Annotated in this window: 16 protein-coding genes and 1 riboswitch; of the genes, 8 read left to right on the top strand and 8 right to left on the bottom strand. The window is 69.1% G+C overall.

Annotated elements, in window-relative coordinates:
- Position 1 precedes the first annotated feature (1 nt).
- The 3 genes from QMO14_RS18095 to thiC all read left to right on the top strand — a co-directional run bounded on the left by QMO14_RS18095 (position 2) and on the right by thiC (position 3,563).
- Complete coding sequence (locus tag QMO14_RS18095) at positions 2–841, top strand: metallophosphoesterase (RefSeq protein ID WP_301508800.1); 840 nt, start codon at positions 2–4, stop codon at positions 839–841.
- Between the two features lie 158 nt (positions 842–999).
- Positions 1,000–1,443: a YchJ family protein gene (locus QMO14_RS18090; protein ID WP_301508799.1), complete on the top strand. Its 444-nt coding sequence runs from the start codon at positions 1,000–1,002 to the stop codon at positions 1,441–1,443.
- A gap of 41 nt (positions 1,444–1,484) precedes the next feature.
- Positions 1,485–1,590: riboswitch (TPP riboswitch) on the top strand.
- 89 nt (positions 1,591–1,679) lie between these two features.
- Complete coding sequence (thiC, locus tag QMO14_RS18085; protein ID WP_301508798.1) at positions 1,680–3,563, top strand: phosphomethylpyrimidine synthase ThiC; 1,884 nt, start codon at positions 1,680–1,682, stop codon at positions 3,561–3,563.
- Positions 3,564–3,605: 42 nt separating this feature from the next.
- Here the strand turns inward: thiC and QMO14_RS18080 are convergent, their stop codons facing one another.
- From QMO14_RS18080 to glyQ, 5 genes are read right to left on the bottom strand one after another with little or no spacing between them, the layout of a single operon-like run.
- The gene (locus QMO14_RS18080) at positions 3,606–4,580 is read right to left on the bottom strand and encodes a M48 family metallopeptidase (protein WP_301508796.1); all 975 of its coding nucleotides are present in this window, start codon (positions 4,578–4,580) and stop codon (positions 3,606–3,608) included.
- Positions 4,581–4,616: 36 nt separating this feature from the next.
- Positions 4,617–5,390, bottom strand: coding sequence for a 1-acyl-sn-glycerol-3-phosphate acyltransferase (locus QMO14_RS18075; protein ID WP_301508795.1), 774 nt, complete (start codon positions 5,388–5,390; stop codon positions 4,617–4,619).
- Positions 5,390–5,983 carry a D-glycero-beta-D-manno-heptose 1,7-bisphosphate 7-phosphatase gene (gene gmhB, locus QMO14_RS18070; protein ID WP_301508794.1) on the bottom strand — a complete coding sequence of 198 codons (594 nt, stop codon included), beginning with the start codon at positions 5,981–5,983 and terminating at the stop codon, positions 5,390–5,392. The genes QMO14_RS18075 and gmhB overlap by 1 nt, the downstream gene beginning before the upstream one ends.
- A gap of 22 nt (positions 5,984–6,005) precedes the next feature.
- The gene (gene glyS, locus QMO14_RS18065) at positions 6,006–8,138 is read right to left on the bottom strand and encodes a glycine--tRNA ligase subunit beta (RefSeq protein ID WP_301508815.1); all 2,133 of its coding nucleotides are present in this window, start codon (positions 8,136–8,138) and stop codon (positions 6,006–6,008) included.
- 15 nt (positions 8,139–8,153) lie between these two features.
- Positions 8,154–9,062, bottom strand: a complete 909-nt coding sequence (glyQ, locus tag QMO14_RS18060; protein WP_301508814.1) for a glycine--tRNA ligase subunit alpha — start codon at positions 9,060–9,062, stop codon at positions 8,154–8,156.
- A 234-nt stretch (positions 9,063–9,296) separates the two neighbouring features.
- Here glyQ and QMO14_RS18055 point away from each other — a divergent pair, with 234 nt between their 5' ends.
- The 3 genes from QMO14_RS18055 to QMO14_RS18045 are packed head-to-tail and all read left to right on the top strand — an operon-like array spanning position 9,297 to position 11,976.
- Positions 9,297–10,292, top strand: a complete 996-nt coding sequence (locus QMO14_RS18055) for a diacylglycerol kinase family protein (RefSeq protein WP_301508793.1) — start codon at positions 9,297–9,299, stop codon at positions 10,290–10,292.
- Complete coding sequence (locus QMO14_RS18050) at positions 10,289–11,110, top strand: metallophosphoesterase (protein ID WP_301508792.1); 822 nt, start codon at positions 10,289–10,291, stop codon at positions 11,108–11,110. Before QMO14_RS18055 ends, QMO14_RS18050 begins: the two co-directional genes overlap by 4 nt.
- 11 nt (positions 11,111–11,121) lie before the next feature.
- Positions 11,122–11,976: a phosphatase PAP2 family protein gene (locus QMO14_RS18045; protein WP_301508791.1), complete on the top strand. Its 855-nt coding sequence runs from the start codon at positions 11,122–11,124 to the stop codon at positions 11,974–11,976.
- A gap of 60 nt (positions 11,977–12,036) precedes the next feature.
- On the opposite strand, the gene QMO14_RS18040 is transcribed toward QMO14_RS18045, so the two are convergent.
- Positions 12,037–13,107: an asparaginase gene (locus QMO14_RS18040; protein WP_301508788.1), complete on the bottom strand. Its 1,071-nt coding sequence runs from the start codon at positions 13,105–13,107 to the stop codon at positions 12,037–12,039.
- A 168-nt stretch (positions 13,108–13,275) separates the two neighbouring features.
- Between QMO14_RS18040 and QMO14_RS18035 the strand changes: the two genes are divergently transcribed.
- Positions 13,276–13,953, top strand: a complete 678-nt coding sequence (locus tag QMO14_RS18035) for a TetR family transcriptional regulator C-terminal domain-containing protein (RefSeq protein WP_301508813.1) — start codon at positions 13,276–13,278, stop codon at positions 13,951–13,953.
- 180 nt (positions 13,954–14,133) lie between these two features.
- Complete coding sequence (locus QMO14_RS18030; protein ID WP_301508786.1) at positions 14,134–15,738, top strand: carboxypeptidase regulatory-like domain-containing protein; 1,605 nt, start codon at positions 14,134–14,136, stop codon at positions 15,736–15,738.
- A 42-nt stretch (positions 15,739–15,780) separates the two neighbouring features.
- Here QMO14_RS18030 and QMO14_RS18025 read toward each other — a convergent pair whose 3' ends face one another.
- Entirely contained in the window at positions 15,781–16,116 is a 336-nt protein-coding gene (locus QMO14_RS18025; RefSeq protein WP_301508785.1) for a hypothetical protein, read from the bottom strand.
- A 78-nt stretch (positions 16,117–16,194) separates the two neighbouring features.
- Positions 16,195–16,584: a hypothetical protein gene (locus tag QMO14_RS18020; RefSeq protein ID WP_301508784.1), complete on the bottom strand. Its 390-nt coding sequence runs from the start codon at positions 16,582–16,584 to the stop codon at positions 16,195–16,197.
- Between the last annotated feature and the right edge of the window lie 111 nt (positions 16,585–16,695).

Here is a 16,695-nt window from a genome sequence, read left to right as displayed (position 1 = left end):
CGTGAGCGAGCGCCGAGGGCGACGCCCGGTCTGGCTGTACGCCGCGGCCGTCGTGCTCGCGGCATTGGCCGTCTGGAGCTTCGTCATCGAGCCACGCTGGGTGGCCGCGCGCGTCGAGCCCCTGAGCTCGGCGCAATGGCAGGCGCCCGCCGGCCTGAAGGTCGCGGTGGCAGGCGACTGGCATCTCACATCCCGCTCTGCATGGCGCATCACCGGCGTGGAGCGTGCCGCGCGCATCGTCGAGGAGATCAACACCGCACAGCCCGACGTGGTGCTGCTGGCCGGCGACTTCCTCGCGGGTACGGGTGAAGACGACGAGCCGCTGCCCATCGAAGACATGGCCGCCGTGCTCGGCAAGCTGAAGGCGCCGCAGGGCGTGTATGCGGTGCTCGGCAACCACGACTGGTGGCATGACGGTGAGCGCACGGCAAAGGCACTCACCGCACAGGGCATCCGCGTACTGGAGAACGCCTCGGCGCGCCTGCCCGGCCACGACATCTGGGTGGTCGGCATCGGCGACCATTCCACCGGCCATTCGGAGCCGATGCGCGCGCTGGCCGGCGCGCCGCCCGGCGCGGCGACGCTGGTCATGATGCACGACCCCTTCAGCTTCGCGACCATGCCGCGCACGCGCGGGCTGGTGGTGGCCTCGCACACGCACGGCGGGCAGGTGAGCGTGCCGGGCTATGGCGCACTGATCGTGCCGGGCGCCGCCCCGCGCGAGTGGGCCTACGGCTGGATCACACACAAGGACAGGCGCATGTACGTCACCAGCGGGCTGGGCGTGAGCATCCTGCCGGTGCGCTTCAATATGCGGCCGGAGTGGGTGATGTTCCGGTAGGGCCTGCCGCCGTCGTCTCCGAGACCATGCGCTGATCCGCAAGCCCGCCGACGCGCACCGCGTGCAGCGGGCCATCGCCGCGAATCGGCCTTCATGGCCGCATCCGCGGGCTTGCCCTCTCGGCACAAAGGCCGCGAGGTGTTCCAATGTGGGTCTTCATGAGTGCCTCCGCCCCATTCCCCGGGTCCCTCCTCGGGTCCTTCTCCGGCCCCTGCCCCTGCGGCCGGACCGACCGCCGCGACAAGCCCGTCCCCCACGCCCAGTGCTGCGGCCGCTACCTCGACGATTTCGACCGCACGCCCGCGCCCGACGCCGAATCGCTGATGCGCTCGCGCTACTCGGCCTTCGTGCTGGAGCGCGGCGACTACCTGCTCGCCACCTGGCATCCGTCGAAACGCCCCGCCTCCATCGATTTCGAACCGGGCGTCAAATGGCTCGGGCTGGACGTCCGCGCGCGCTCGGTGCTCGACGCCGACCACGCCGAGGTCGAGTTCGTCGCGCGCCAGCGCGGCCCCTCGGGCGTCGCCACCCGCCTGCACGAGCGCAGCCGCTTCGTGCGCGAGGACGGCCGCTGGTACTACCTCGACGGCGACCTGCGGTAACAACCCGCGGGTTGACTCGACGGTCCGAGGCTCGCACAATCGGCCCCGCTCCGGGGTGCACGCATGTGGCGTGCTGAGATGGCAAAGCTGCCGACCCGCGAACTTGATCCGGGTCATACCGGCGTAAGAAGAGCTGCACTCCCTGACTTCGGTCCGTCCACCTTCCCGTGACGGGCATTTGCCGAAGACCACCGAGCGATTGCGGAGCACCCTTTCCTCAACAAGGAGTGCCTCCGATGAATGCCCCCGACAAGTTCACCTCGCTGCTTTCGCTGACGCGCGAGCCCTTTCCCGCGTCGCACAAGTGCGTCATTCCAGGCAGCCGGCCCGACCTGTTCGTGCCCGTGCGCGACGTGCAGTTGACCAACGGCGAGACCGTGTCGCTCTACGACACCTCGGGCCCATACACCGACCCGAAGGTCGAGATCGACGTGCGCCGCGGCCTGCCCGACGTGCGCGGCGCGTGGATCGCCGAACGCAGCGACACCGAAAGCTACGAAGGCCGCGTGCACCACGCGCTGGACGACGGCGCCAAGAACGAGGACCGCGACGCCCAGCGCCTGGCCGAACTGCGCGCCGGCGCCTCGGCGCTGCAGCGCACGCCGCGCCGCGCGAAGTCGGGCAGCAACGTGACGCAGATGCACTACGCACGCCGCGGCATCGTCACGCCCGAGATGGAATACGTGGCCCTGCGCGAGAACGGCAAGCGCGAATGGATGGCCGAGTACCTCGCCAACGAGGAGCGGGCCAGGCGCGTGGCGGGCAACCCGATGGGCGCGAGCATTCCGCGCATCATCACGCCCGAGTTCGTGCGCGACGAGGTGGCGCGCGGCCGCGCGATCATTCCCGCGAACATCAACCACCCCGAAGTCGAGCCGATGGCCATCGGCCGCAACTTCAAGGTGAAGATCAACGCCAACATCGGCAACTCGGCCGTCACCTCGAGCATCGAGGAAGAGGTGGAGAAGCTGGTGTGGGCCATCCGCTGGGGCGCGGACAACGTGATGGACCTTTCCACCGGCAAGAACATCCACACCACGCGCGACTGGATCGTGCGCAACAGCCCCGTGCCGATCGGCACCGTGCCCATCTACCAGGCGCTCGAAAAGGTGGGCGGCGTGGCCGAGGACCTCACCTGGGAGATCTACCGCGACACGCTCATCGAGCAGGCGGAACAGGGCGTCGACTACTTCACCATCCACGCCGGGCTGCGCCTGCCGTTCATCCACCTGACGGCCGACCGCATGACCGGCATCGTGTCGCGCGGCGGCTCGATCATGGCCAAGTGGTGCATCGCGCATCACAAGGAGAGCTTCCTCTACACGCACTTCGAGGACATCTGCGACATCATGAAGGCCTACGACGTGAGCTTCTCGCTCGGCGACGGCCTGCGCCCCGGCTCGGGCGCCGACGCCAACGACGAGGCCCAGTTCGCCGAGCTGCGCACGCTGGGCGAGCTCACGCAGATCGCCTGGAAGCACGACGTGCAGACCATGATCGAAGGCCCGGGCCATGTGCCGATGCACATGATCCAGTCGAACATGGACGAGCAGCTCAAGCACTGCCACGAGGCGCCGTTCTACACGCTGGGGCCGCTGACCATCGACATCGCGCCGGGCTACGACCACATCGCCAGCGCGATCGGCGCGGCCATGATCGGCTGGGCCGGCACCGCCATGCTCTGCTACGTGACGCCGAAGGAGCACCTGGGCCTGCCCGACCGGGACGACGTGAAGCAGGGGATCATTGCCTACAAGATCGCCGCGCACGCGGCGGACGTGGCCAAGGGCCACCCGGGCGCCCGCTCGCGCGACGATGCGCTGAGCAAGGCCCGCTTCGAGTTCCGCTGGCAGGACCAGTTCAACCTGGGCCTCGACCCCGACACCGCGCGCGAATTCCACGACGAGACGCTGCCCAAGGATTCGAGCAAGGTGGCGCACTTCTGCTCGATGTGCGGCCCCAAGTTCTGCTCGATGAAGATCACGCAGGAAGTGCGCGAGTACGCAGCGAAGAAGGGCGTGGCCGAGGATCAGGCCATGAGCGAAGGCATGGAGGAGAAGTCGAAGGAGTTCATGGCGGGCGGGGGCGAGATGTACGTCCCCATCAAGGCCGTGTCCTGAGGCCCCGGCTCGATCCGGTCTTGAGGCCGGGGAACCCCGGCCTCAGTTCCAGCGCGGAACCGCCTCGTCCTTGAGCTGCTGCCGCAGCACGTCGTAGTCGGGCAGCACGCTCTCCACCGTTTCCCAGAAACGGTGCGAGTGGTCCATCACCCTCAGATGGGCCAGTTCGTGCGCGACGACATAGTCGATCACCGGCAGCCGGAAATGGATCAGCCGCCAGTTGAGCCTGATCGACCCGTCCGCGCTCGCGCTGCCCCAGCGCGTGGCCGCGTTGGACAGCGACAGCTTCTGCCACCGCACGCCGAGCAGCGGCGCGAAGTGGTCCAGCCGCTCGATGAAGAGCTTGCGCGCCTGGCGCATGAGCCAGGCCTGCGCCGCGTCGCGGATCTGCGAGGGCTCGGCGTTCTGCGAAACGGCCAGCCGCAGCACGCGCGGCACGCCGTCTTCCGTGGCCGCATCCAGCGTGCCGCCCACGCTCGAGAAGCCATGCTTCGGATCGAGCCGCATCACGACCGGTTCGCCCAGGAACGGAAAGCCCGCGCCGTCCTTCCACTCGATGCGCGTGGCTTCCACGCGCGCGAGGCGCTGGCGCGTCTCCGTGAGCTTGCGCAGGATCCAGTCCGACTTCTCGTGGATGGCCGCATCGACATCGCGCAGCGCCACCCACCGCGGCGCGCGCACCGACAGCCCCTCGGCGCCCACCAGGAAGCCGATGGTCTTGCGCTTGCCGCGCTTGAACTCGTAGGCCACGCGCGCCGAACCCAGCACCACTTCACGCGTGGCCTGGGGGTGGGCGAAGTTCGCGAGCGTCAGCGCGTCGGCCAGGGGCACCGCGGGCGGCGCATGCGGATCGACAGGCTCCGCGGGAAGAGCCGCCGCATCCGGCTGCACGGCGGGCGGCATCGCCGGCTTGGGCTTCTTCGGACGGCGCGGACGTGCCGGCGCGGGCGCCGGAGGCGCGAACTCGCTCCCCAGCCCCTCGAACAGGTCCATCGTGAACCGGAGCAGTCCCCCCATGGCGGGCTTTCTGGTTTCTGTTCTACCGGCTCGCCTTCAGCTCACCGCTTCCTGCCGGGCGGGCTGCGACGGACTGTTGACGTAGGCCTCGGGGTCGAGGCGGCGCATCTCGGCCTCGATCCATTCCTCGACTTCGCGCATCAGCTCGTCGGGCTTGCGGCCCACGCTGGGGATGGCCGGGCCGATGGACACGTCGACCACACCGGGGCGCTTGATGAAGGCCTTGCGCGGCCACACCTTGGCCGAGGTCACGGCGATCGGGATCACCGGCACGCCTGTTTCACAGGCCAGCCGCGTGCCGCCGCTCTTGTAGGTGCCCTTCTGCCCGCGCGGAATGCGCGTGCCCTCGGGGAACATGATGATCCAGATGCCCTGCGCGAGCAGCTTGCGACCCTGGTTCACCACCTTGTTGAAGGCCTGCGCGCGCTGGCTGCGGTCGATGTGGATCATGTCCAGCCGCGCCATCGCCCAGCCGAAGAAGGGGATGTAGAGCAGTTCCTTCTTGAACACGTAGGCCAGCGGATGCGGCATCAGCGTGGGCATCAGGAAGGTCTCGAGCGTCGACTGGTGCTTCACCAGCAGAACCGCGCCGGCCAGTTTGTCGGTCGGCAGGTTCTCCATGCCGCTCACCCGGGTCTTGATGCCCAGCAGCACACGCGCGCCGCCAATGGCCCAGCCGAGCCAGCGCGCAGCCATCCAGTAGAGCGGAATGCCGCGCTTCCACAGCGAGCTGACGCACATGATGATGCCCCAGGGCACCACGGTGACGAGCATCCACAGTGCGTGGAGAACGGAACGGAAAAACGCCATCAGACAGCCACCTGCAGTGCATCCCGCGCTTCGCGCGCGAGCAGAAAGTCGACAAAGGCGGCGAGATCGTCGTGGACCAACGTGTTCGCCGGGTATTCGGAAGGAAGCGGATCGACGCCGCGGCAGGCCGCGCCCATGCCCGTAAGCAGCAGGTGCGGCTCGCAGCCGGCGGCCGCGCCGGCCTGCAGGTCGCGCAGGCTGTCGCCGCAGGTCGGCACGCCCTTGAGGTCGATGCCGTAGCGGTCGCCGATCTGCAGGAACAGGCCCGGCTTGGGCTTGCGGCAGTCGCAGTCCTCGTCGGGGCTGTGCGGGCAGTAGAAAACCGCGTCGACCTTGCCGCCCACGGCCGCGAGCATCTTGTGCATCTTGGCGTGCATGGCGTTCAGCGAAGCCATGTCGAACAGGCCGCGGCCCAGGCCCGACTGGTTCGACGCGATCACCACGTGCCAGCCCGCATGATTGAGCCGCGCGACTGCCTCCAGCGCACCGGGCAGCGGCGTCCACTCGATGTCGCTCTTCACGAAGTCTTCGCGGTGCACGTTGATCGTGCCGTTGCGGTCGAGGATGACGAGTTTCATGGCGGTGCCGCCCATGGTGGTGTTGCCGTAGGAATGTTCAGACCGCCAGCCGCTCGAGCTGCGCCACCCGGTTCATCGCGGCGTGCAGCGACATCAGCAGGCCCAGCCGGTTCAGGCGCAGGTCGGCCTGTTCGGCGTTGACCATCACGCCGTCGAAGAAGGCGTCGACCGGCTCGCGCAGCGCGGCCAGCGTCTGCAGCGAGGCGGTGTAGTCGCCGGCTTCGAACTGCGCATTCGCGGCGGGCACGACCAGCGCCATGGCCGCATGCAGCGCCTTCTCGGCCGGCTCCTGCAGCAGCAGCTCGCTGACGTGCGCGTCGGCCTCGGGGGCCTTCTTGAGGATGTTGCCGATGCGCTTGTTCGCCGCCGCCAGCGCGGCGGCGGCGGGCAGGGCGGCAAAGGCACGCACTGCGGCCAGAAGCTTGGGCACCTCGCCCAGGCGCTGCGGGCGCGGTGCGAGCACGGCCTCGACTTCCTGCGCGCTGGCGCCCTGCTCGCGCAGGCTGCCGGCAAGGCGGTCGAGGATGAAGTCCTGCAGCTCGCCCGTGGCCCGGCCGCTCTCGAAGCCGGCGATGCCGGCGAACTGCGCGGCCGTTGCCTGCAGCAGCGCGTCGAGCCCCAGCGGCAGGTCTTTCTCGATGAGCATGCGGATCACGCCCAGCGCATGGCGGCGCAGCGCGAAGGGGTCGCGGTCGCCGGTGGGCAGGTTGCCGATGCCGAACATGCCGACCAGCGTCTCCAGCTTGTCGGCCAGCGCCACCACGAGGCCCACGGTGTTGCGCGGCAGTCCGTCGCCGGCGAAGCGCGGCTTGTAGTGGTCTTCGATGGCGTCGGCCACCGATGCATCGAGGCCGTCGTGCAGCGCGTAGTAGCGGCCCATGATGCCCTGCAGCTCGGGGAACTCGCCGACCATGTCGGTCACGAGGTCGGCCTTGGCGAGTTGGGCTGCCTGCGTGGCATGCGCGGCGAGCGCCGTGTCGCCGATCTGCTCGGCGATGCCGCGTGCGATGCGCATCACGCGCTCCACGCGCTCGCCCTGCGTGCCCAGCTTGTTGTGATAGACCACCTTGCCCAGCGACTCGACGCGCGAGGCCAGCGACTTCTTGCGGTCCTGGTCGAAGAAGAACTTGGCATCGGCCAGGCGCGGGCGCACCACGCGCTCGTTGCCTTCGACGACCGCGCTCGCGTCCTCGGGGCTGATGTTGCTGACGACGAGGAACCTGTTGGTGAGCCTGCCCGAGGCGTCAAGCAGCGGAAAGTACTTCTGGTTGGCCTTCATCGTGAGGATGAGGCATTCCTGCGGCACTTCGAGGAACTCGCGCTCGAAGCTGCAGACCAGCACGTTCGGGCGCTCGACCAGCGCGGTCACCTCGTCGAGCAGCGCGTCGTCGTCGATGGGCACCGAGCCGCCGCCGGCCTTCACCGCCGCCGCGGCCAGCTGGCGCGCGATTTCGGCGCGGCGAGCCTCGAAACTGGCGATGACGGCGCCGTCTTCCTGCAGCTGCAGGGCGTAGCTGTTGGCGTCGCGCAGCACGACCGGATCGACCGCCGCTTCGAAGCGGTGGCCGTGCGTTTCGCGGCCGGCCTTCAGGCCCAGCGCCTCGATGGGCACCACGGCATCGCCGTGCAGCGCCACGAGGCCGTGCGCGGGGCGCACGAAGCTCACGCTGGTCCAGCCCGGCAGTTCGCAGCCGCTTTCGAGCTGGTAGCTCATGACCTTCGGGATCGGCAGCTTGGCGATGGCTTCTGCCAGCGCCTTCTGCAGGCCTTCGGCCAGCGTGGCGCCCTTGGCGGTGCTTTCGTAGAACAGGGCTTCGGCCTTGCCGTCCATGGCGCGCTTGAGGCCGGGCACGGCCGAGGCGTCGGCACCGAGCGCGCCCAGGCGCTTGAGCAGCGCGGGCGTGGGCTGGCCCGAGGCGTCGAGGCCCACGGCCACGGGCATGAGCTTCTGCGACACGGCCTTGTCGGCGGCACGGTCGGCCACATGCGTGATGTGCGCCGCGAGGCGGCGCGGCGAGGCGTAGGAGGTCAGCACGGAGCCGGCCTCGGCCAGGCCCTGGGCCACGAGCTGGTCGCGCAGCACGCCCGCAAAGGCGTCGCCGAGCTTCTTCAGCGCCTTCGGCGGCAGCTCTTCGACAAACAGTTCGACCAGGAGGGAGTTCTTGTTCATGGGGGTCGTCATCGCTCAGGCAGCCTTCTTCGGGGGGATCTGCGCGACCCATTCGCGCGGCGCCATCGGGAAGCCCAGGCGCTCGCGGCTGTCGTAGTAGCTCTGCGCCACGCTGCGCGCGAGGTTGCGGATGCGGCCGATATAGGCCGCGCGCTCGGTCACGCTGATCGCGCCGCGCGCGTCCAGCAGGTTGAAGCTGTGCGCGGCCTTCAGCACCTGCTCGTAGGCCGGCAGCGCGAGCTGGGCTTCCATGAGGTGCCTGGCCTGCTTCTCGTGCGCGTTGAAGGCGGTGAACAGGAACTCGGCGTCGCTGTGCTCGAAGTTGTAGGTCGACTGCTCGACCTCGTTCTGCTTGTAGACGTCGCCGTAGCTCAGACCGTCGGTCCAGGTGAGGTTATAGACGTTGTCCACGCCCTGCAGGTACATGGCCAGGCGCTCCAGGCCGTAGGTGATCTCGCCGGTGATGGGCTTGCAGTCGATGCCGCCGACCTGCTGGAAATAGGTGAACTGCGTCACTTCCATGCCGTTGAGCCAGACCTCCCAGCCCAGGCCCCACGCGCCGAGGGTGGGATTCTCCCAGTCGTCTTCCACGAAGCGGATGTCGTTCTTCTTCAGGTCGAAGCCCAGGGCTTCGAGGCTGCCGAGATAGAGCTCCAGGATGTTCGAGGGCGCCGGCTTCAGCACCACCTGGTATTGGTAGTAGTGCTGCAGGCGGTTGGGGTTCTCGCCATAGCGGCCGTCCTTGGGGCGGCGGCTGGGCTGCACGTAGGCTGCTTTCCAGGGCTCGGGGCCGAGCGCGCGCAGGAAGGTGGCGGTGTGCGAGGTGCCCGCGCCCACCTCCATGTCGTACGGCTGCAGCAGCGCGCAGCCCTTGTCGGCCCAATACGACTGCAATTTGAGAATGATTTGCTGGAAGGTCAACATGAAGCTGGCCGGCACGTAGCCGGACATTGGACGGTAGCGCGGCGACACGCCGCGAAAGCGGGCGATTTTACGTTCGGAGGGCTGCTCTCCCACAGCGGGACGGGAAGTCGCCCTCTGGCGGCTTCGGGCCGCGCGTGCGACAACACCCCGGCCCGTCACGCGCGAAGGTCCCGCCGCCCGCGCCCGCACCTCCTCCCCTTCTTGCTTCGACCCGCTTTTCCGAGATTCCTGGACATGCCCGAGCCCCACACGCCCGAGACGCCCGAAACAGCCCTCGACGCCCCCCTTTTCATCGTGCTCAACGCCGGCTCCGGCAGCGAAGACGCGGCCGAGGCCCGCCGGGTCATCGAGGAGGGCTGCGCCGCGGCCGGCCGGCGGCTGCGCATCTTCGTGGTCGACGAGCCCGGCCGGCTGCAGGCGCTGGCGCGCGAGGCGGTCGAGCGGGCGCGCGCCGCCGCCGGCGTGGTGGTGGCCGCTGGCGGCGACGGCACCATCAACGCGGTGGCGCAGGCCACGCTGGGCAGCGGCTGCGCCTTCGGCGTGCTGCCGCAGGGCACCTTCAACTACTTCAGCCGCACCCACGGCATTCCGCGCGACACCGCGCAGGCGCTTCGGGTCCTGCTGACGGAACAGCCGCGGCCGGTGCAGGTGGGGCTGGTGAACGACCGGGTGTTCCTGGTCAATGCCAGCATGGGCCTGTACGCCGACTTGCTGGAAGAGCGCGAGACCTACAAGTCGCGCTTCGGCCGAAGCCGCTGGATCGCCTTCGGCGCCGGGCTGCTGACGGTGCTGCGCGGCCACCGGCACTGGAACCTGCGCATGGCCTGGCGCGGCAAGGAGCGCGACATCCGCACGCCGACGCTGTTCGTCGGCAACAACCCGTTGCAGCTGCACCAGGTCGGCATTCCCGAGGCCGACGCGCCCGAGCAGGGCCAGCTGGCGGCCATCGTGCTCAAGCCGGTGGGGCCGCTGTCGATGCCGGGGCTGCTGGTGCGCGGCGCGCTCGGGCGGCTGGGCGATGCCGACGAGGTGCTGACCTTCCCGTTCGAGTCGCTGACCGTCAAGGCGAGCCGGGCATTGGGCCCGCTCGGTCCGCGCCGCGTGAAGGTGGCGACCGACGGCGAGATCGGCTGGGTCGACATGCCGCTGCTGCTGCGCGTGGCGCCCGAGCGGCTGTGGCTGGTGCGGCCGCAGGAGACGGCGCCCGAACTCGAGGCAGCGCGCGAATGAGCGGCCTGCTGCAGATATCCGACCCCCACTTCGGCACCGAGCAGCCCGAGGTGCTGCAGGCGCTCGAGCGGCTGGCGCATGCGCTGGCGCCCGAGCTGGTGGTGCTCTCGGGCGACATCACCCAGCGCGCCACCGTGGCGCAGTTCGCGGCGGCGCGCGCCTTCGCCGACCGGCTCGGCACACCGGTGCTGGCCATTCCGGGCAATCACGACATTCCGCTGTTCCAGCTGGCGGCGCGCGTGTTCGCGCCGTACGCGCGCTACCGCCGGGCCTTCGGCGACGATCTCGAACCCGTGTTCGACTCGCCCCGATGGCTGGTGGTCGCGGTCAACACCACGCGCTGGTACCGGCATGAAGACGGCGCGGTCTCGTCCGCGCAGGTCGAGCGCGTGGCACGGCGGCTCGAGGCGGCCTCGCCAGCGCAGCTGCGGGTGGTGGTGACGCACCAGCCGGTGATGGTCACGCGCACGCGGGACCTGGGCAACCGCCTGCACGGGCGCGAGGAAGCCGTGGCGCGCTGGTGCGCGGCGGGGGCCGACATGATCCTGGGCGGCCACATCCACCTGCCCTTCGTGCGGCCGCTGCACGACGCCTTCGCGGGCTGCGCGCGCACGACATGGGCGGTGCAGGCGGGCACGGCCGTGTCGCGGCGGGTGCGCGCGGGGCACCCCAACTCGGTGAACGTGGTGCGCGCGGACATCGCCGAAGGCCGCCGCGCGTGCCGCGTGGAACGCTGGGACTACGTGGCGGCCGACAAGGCCTTCGGCTGCGCCGAAGTATTCGGCCTTTCCCTTGCCAACGAGACAGCGCGGCCTTAGGGTGCTGCCGCATGCCGCTCGAAGCCTCCCTTTCCTCCGTCCCCTCCGTTCTCTCCACTTCCCCTCTTGTCGTCTTCGCCGGACAGCTCGGCGCGCATGCGTTGCCCTGGTTCCTGACGCTGCTCGCGGTCTCAGTGCTTGGTGCCGGCGCAGCCTGCCATCTTCTGCAGAGGCGCCACTTCAGGCGGCAGGACCTCGAAGAGCCCAGCGAGCCGCGCATCGCGCTCGCCTTCGCGTCGGGCTTCGTCCTGATCCTGCTGGCGTCGAGCCTGTTCGCGTGGATCGCTTCGAACATCTCCGACGGCCACGTGCTCGGCCAGGCTGACCACGCGCTGACCGACGCCATCGCCGCGAACCTGCCGCGGGCCGCGCTGGTGGCGTTCAGCTGGGTCACGCACCTGGGCGACGCGGCCTTCCTCGGGCCGGTGTGCGTGCTGGTGGCCGCCGTGCTGTGGCGGCACCGGCATCGCGGACTGGCGCTGGGCTGGGTGCTCGCGCTGGTCGGCATCGTGTTGCTGAACCCCGCGCTCAAGCAGATCTTCGCGCGGGCCCGCCCGATCCACGACCACGGACTGGCGCTGGAGACGAGCTACAGCTTTCCGAGCGGCCACAGCGCGGGCGCGATCGTGAGCTACGGGATGCTGTTGTATTTGCTTCTGCGCACGCTGCCGGTGCGCTGGCATGTGCCGGGTGCGATGGCGGCCGCGGGCGCCATCGTCACCATCGCGTGCAGCCGCATCTTCCTGCAGGTGCACTTCGCGAGCGACGTGGTGGCCGGCCTGCTCACCGGCCTGGCCTGGCTGCTCGTGTGCGTGGGCGGCCTGGAGTACGCGCGCCACCGACGGCTGCAGCGCGCGCTGGCCTGAGCATCGCCTGGCAGGCGTTCGCGAGGAACGGACACCGCGAGGCGAGCAGGCCTGGGGAGATCAGTACTCCCAGAAGATGCGCTGCAGTTCCTTGGTGTTGTTGGTCTTGGTCAGGGCAACCATGGCCAGGATGCGCGCCTTCTGCGGGCGCAGGTCGTGCGCCACCACCCAGTCGTACTTGTCGTCGGGCTGCTCGGCGTTGCGAATGACGAAGCCGTCGGGCACGCGGGCGCTGCGGATCACGATCACGCCGTCGGCGCGGGCCTTCTGCAGGTTCGGAACGATGCGGTCGGCCACCGAGCCGTTGCCGGTGCCGCCGTGGATCAGCGCCTTGGCGCCGCTCCTGGCKATGGCGTCGATGGCCACCGAGCTCACGCCCTCGTAGCCCATCGCGATCTCGACCGGCGGCAGCGTGGTGATGCTGTCGATGTCGAACTCCGAGTTCATGGTGTGGCGCTTCACCGGCGCGCGGAACCAGTAGTTGCGGCCCTCGACGATCATGCCCAGCGGGCCCCACTGGCTGGAGAACGCATTGGTCTTGATGTTGACGTTCTTGCTCACGTCGCGGCCGCTGTCGATGTTGTCGTTCATCGTCACCAGCACGCCCTTGCCCATCGCGTCCTTGCTGCCCGCCACGTTCACGGCGTTGTACAGGTTGAGCGCGCCGTCGGCCGACAGCGCGGTGCCCGGGCGCATGGAGCCGACCACCACGATCGGCTTGCTGGTGTGCACGGTCAGCGTGAGGAAGTAGGCGGTTTCTTCCAGCGTGTCGGTGCCGTGGGTGATGACGATGCCGTCCACGTCCGACTGCTTCGCCAGCGCCGACACGCGCCTGGCCAGCGTCAGCAGGTTGTCGTTGGTGAGGCTTTCCGATGCGACCTGGAACACCTGTTCGCCGCGCACGTTGGCCACCTTGGAGAGCTCCGGCAGACCGGCGATCAGCTTCTCGACGCCGACCTTGGCGGCCGCGTAGGTGGCGCTGTTGACGGCCGAGGCGCCGGCCCCGGCGATGGTGCCGCCGGTGGCGAGGATCACCACATTGGGCAGCGCCTGCTGCGCCTGCGCGAGCGCGCTGGCGGCCAGCAGCGCGGCGCCGGCCGCGAAGGCACGGAAACGGGGAGAAAGGTACATGGAAAACTCCTGTGTTGATGTGAATCTTTTCTTGGGCGGCGAGGAAGATACAGGAACCATGCCTGCATGCCCCGGCCGCGCGATGCCGGCATGGCATGCGGTCATGCCAGGAGCACCGGTGGTATTACCATCGTCACCGACCGCGCGTACCGCCGCACACCCGCCACCATGAACGCCGAAACCGCCGCCCTCCCCACCTCGACCGCCCAGGAAATGCCCGCGCCCGACGGGCCCCTGTCGCGCGCCAGGCCCGGGCGCGAACGCATCATGGCGGCGATCCGCACCGCGGCCGTCACAGAGTTCAGCCTGCACGGCCTCAAGGGCACCTCGACGCAGGCCATCGCGGCGCGCGCCGGCCTCACCAAGCCCCAGCTTCACTACTACATCGCCGGCAAGGAGGAGCTCTACGAAGAGCTGCTGATGCAGGTGCTGCACGCATGGAAGGTGGTGTTCTCCTTCGAGGACGCGAGCGATCCGGCCACGGTGCTGGGCGACTACATCCGCAAGAAGCTCGACCACGCCATCGACAGCCCCGAGATGTCGCGCATCTTCACGCGCGAAATTCTCGATGGCGGGCGCAACCTCGACCGCTACTGGCCCAACGCACGGGCCTGGACGCAGAAGAAGATCGACGTCATCAACGGCTGGATCGCGCGCGGGCAGATGCGCCCGCTCGACGCCCGCATCCTGCTGATGCACATCTGGGCCATGACGCAGAGCTACGCCGACTACGCGATCCAGACGCGCGTGATGCTCGGCCTGCCGCCCGACGCGCCCTTCGACCGCGAGCCCATCGGGCGCGAACTGGTGGCCTTCGTGCTGCACGGCTGCGGCATCGAGGCCTGAGCGCCGGCTGCGGCCGGAGCCAATCCTTTCTTCTTACCTCTCTTTCCACCGTCCTCTCGTCTCCTGCAACGCAGTGACTTTGTGCACTGTGTTCGGCGCGCTCGCGCGCCTACCTTCGCGTGCTTCGCTGTCCAGGCTGTCTCATGACAGCGAATCACGAATACACAGGAGAAGAGGACCATGAAGATCAGATTTTTTCTTGCCGCGATCGCAACAGCCGCGGCCCTGGCAGCTTGCGGCGGAGGCGACTCAGGCCCAGGCTTCGTTGCCCTGCCCCCGCCCCAGCAGAACGAGCCGCCGCCACCGCCTCCTCCCCCGCCGCCGCAGAGCAACGCAAAGGTCAGCGGCCGCGTGACGAATGCGCTCGACGGCCAGGGGGTCGCGCAGGTCACGGTCACGGCGGCGGGCGTCTCTGCCGTCACGGACGCCGATGGCAGCTACTCGCTCACCGAGATCCCGCCGAATGCGTCCGTGCTGCTGAGCTTCTCGAAGAACGGCATGGTGCCGCAGAGCCGGGCCACGGCCGCGCTCGCCGGATCGGGTGCATCGACGGTAGTCAACGTGCCGATGCTCCCTGTGGCAGTGACGGAGACCTTCGACGGGCAATCGGCGCACGACGTCGTCGTCCCGGGCTCGACCGCGATGGTTCGCCTGAGCGCCAACTCGCTTCGCCGCCCCGACGGTAGCGCGCCCAGCGGACTGGTGACCGCGCGGGTGACGCCCATCGCGCCGGCCAACGACGTCAATGTGATGCCCGGCAACTATCTGGCCGCGGCAGAAGGCGGCAGCGCGCCGATGGAGAGCTTCGGCGCGCTTGACGCCAGCTTCGCGGACGCCGACGGCACGCCGCTGAATCTGGCTGCAGGCACAAGCGCAACGGTGCGCATCGCCCCGTCCTCGCGCAGCGGCACCCTGCCTGCGTCGGTGCCGCTGTTCTTCTACAACACCACCACGGGCCTGTGGGTGCAGGAGGGCTCCGCCACGCTGCAGGGCACGGCGCCCAACCAGTACTACGAAGGCACGGTGACGCACTTCACCACCTGGAACGCCGACCAGATCTACAACACCGTGCGCATCAACGGCTGCGTGCAGGATGCGGCGGGCGCACGGGTCGCGGGTGCGCTGGTGGCGTCGGAAGGCAAGTCGTACACCGGCCTGGCATCGACGCTGACGAATGCAAACGGTGAGTTCTCGGTCGCCGTGAAGCGTTCCAGCTCGGCCTTCGTGGTCGCCACCACCGCGAGCGAGATCTCCAACTCCCCGACGGTAGAAGCCGGGGATCAGGACATCTCGCTGGGCGGCTGTCTCCAACTCACGCGCTCCGCGCTGTCGATCAAGCTGACCTGGGGCGAGCGTCCGCGCGACCTCGACTCGCACACGCTGGGCGCCAACGCCGACGAACATGTCTACTACAGCGACAAGGGCAGCCTCGCTACAGCGCCGTTCATCGCGCTCGACGTGGACGATGTGGACAGCTTCGGTCCCGAAGTCACGACCTTTGCCAAGCTGGCCAAGAACCGCACCTACCGCTTCTATGTCCGCAACTTCTCGGGCACCTTCGATCCGGGGCAGACCGGTTCGCCCGCGCGGGTCGAGGTGAGCAATCGCGGCGCACAGACGGTCTTCTCGCCGCCCGCAGGCGAAAGCGGCAGCACGGACTTCTGGCATGTCTTCGACATCCGCACTGACGAAGCCTGCAACGCGTCCGTGGTTCCAGTCCAGCAGTTCCTGGCCGATCCTCCGGCGCCGCTCGACACCAGCGGCAACGCGCAGTACTGCAACTGACCAGTGCGACGCGGCGGCGCGGGCAAGCGATGCGCGCGCCGCCTACAGGCCGTGCACGACCCAGGCGCCCGCGGGCGCCGCCGGGACGTGCACGGCGTGCTCGCCGGGCCGGGCGAAGCTGTACTCGCGGCCGCCGATGGTGATCGACCTCATGTTGGTCCAGACCAGATAGTCGTACCCCTCGGCGGTCTGCGCGGCCCGCAGCACCTGGAACACCGGCGGCACGATCACCACGAGGCGCACCTGCGCGGTCGCTGAGTTGGCACCGAAGCTGCTCTCCGCCGCGCACAGCAGCGGCGCGAGCATCGCGAGCGCGGCCAAGACAGCGCGCGCCGATTGAAGCCGATGTACCGACGTGAGGCCCGATCCGTTGTCCATTGCGAGAACGTGAAGCGCGGGCGCGGCACAGGCGCCCGACCTCCGGATATCGGCAGGAACGGAAAGAAATGCAGGGGCTCAGTACGTCACTGTCACCCGAGTCGCGTTGCTGCCGTCGCCGGCCGCGGCGCTCGCGGACTGCGGCGAAGCGCCGCCAGCGGTCACCGCCATTGCACCGAGCGAGCCGTGCAAGGCGGCACCGAGGCTGTCGCGGCCGTCGGCATCGGCACCCGGCACCATGAAGCTCGCTTCTCCGACCTTGTCGAACCGGTACTCCCGCCCCTTGATGACCACCGACGCCATGTTGGTCCAGACGCGGTACGCATGCCCGCCTTTCATGGGCGTGACCTCGAGCACCTTGAAGGTCGGAAGGACGTTGATGCTCAGGGTGAAGCGGCCAGTGGCGCTGCCCGCGCCGTGCGTCGGCTCCGCGGAGCTGAGCTGCAGGGGCAGCAGGAGCAACAGCACGCCGGCAGTTGCCAGCGGTGGAGCCGTTCGCGGCGACCGCAGCGCAGTCGCCCTTGCAGTACGCCTGTTTCCGGGCATGGGAACTCCTCTCGTCGCAACCTGGATGGAGGC

It is taken from the genome of Variovorax sp. CAN15 (assembly GCF_030462475.1).
Classification (GTDB): Bacteria; Pseudomonadota; Gammaproteobacteria; order Burkholderiales; family Burkholderiaceae_C; genus Variovorax.
Note: the sequence above shows the minus strand (reverse complement) of the source record. Positions and strands in the feature narration are given on the sequence as shown.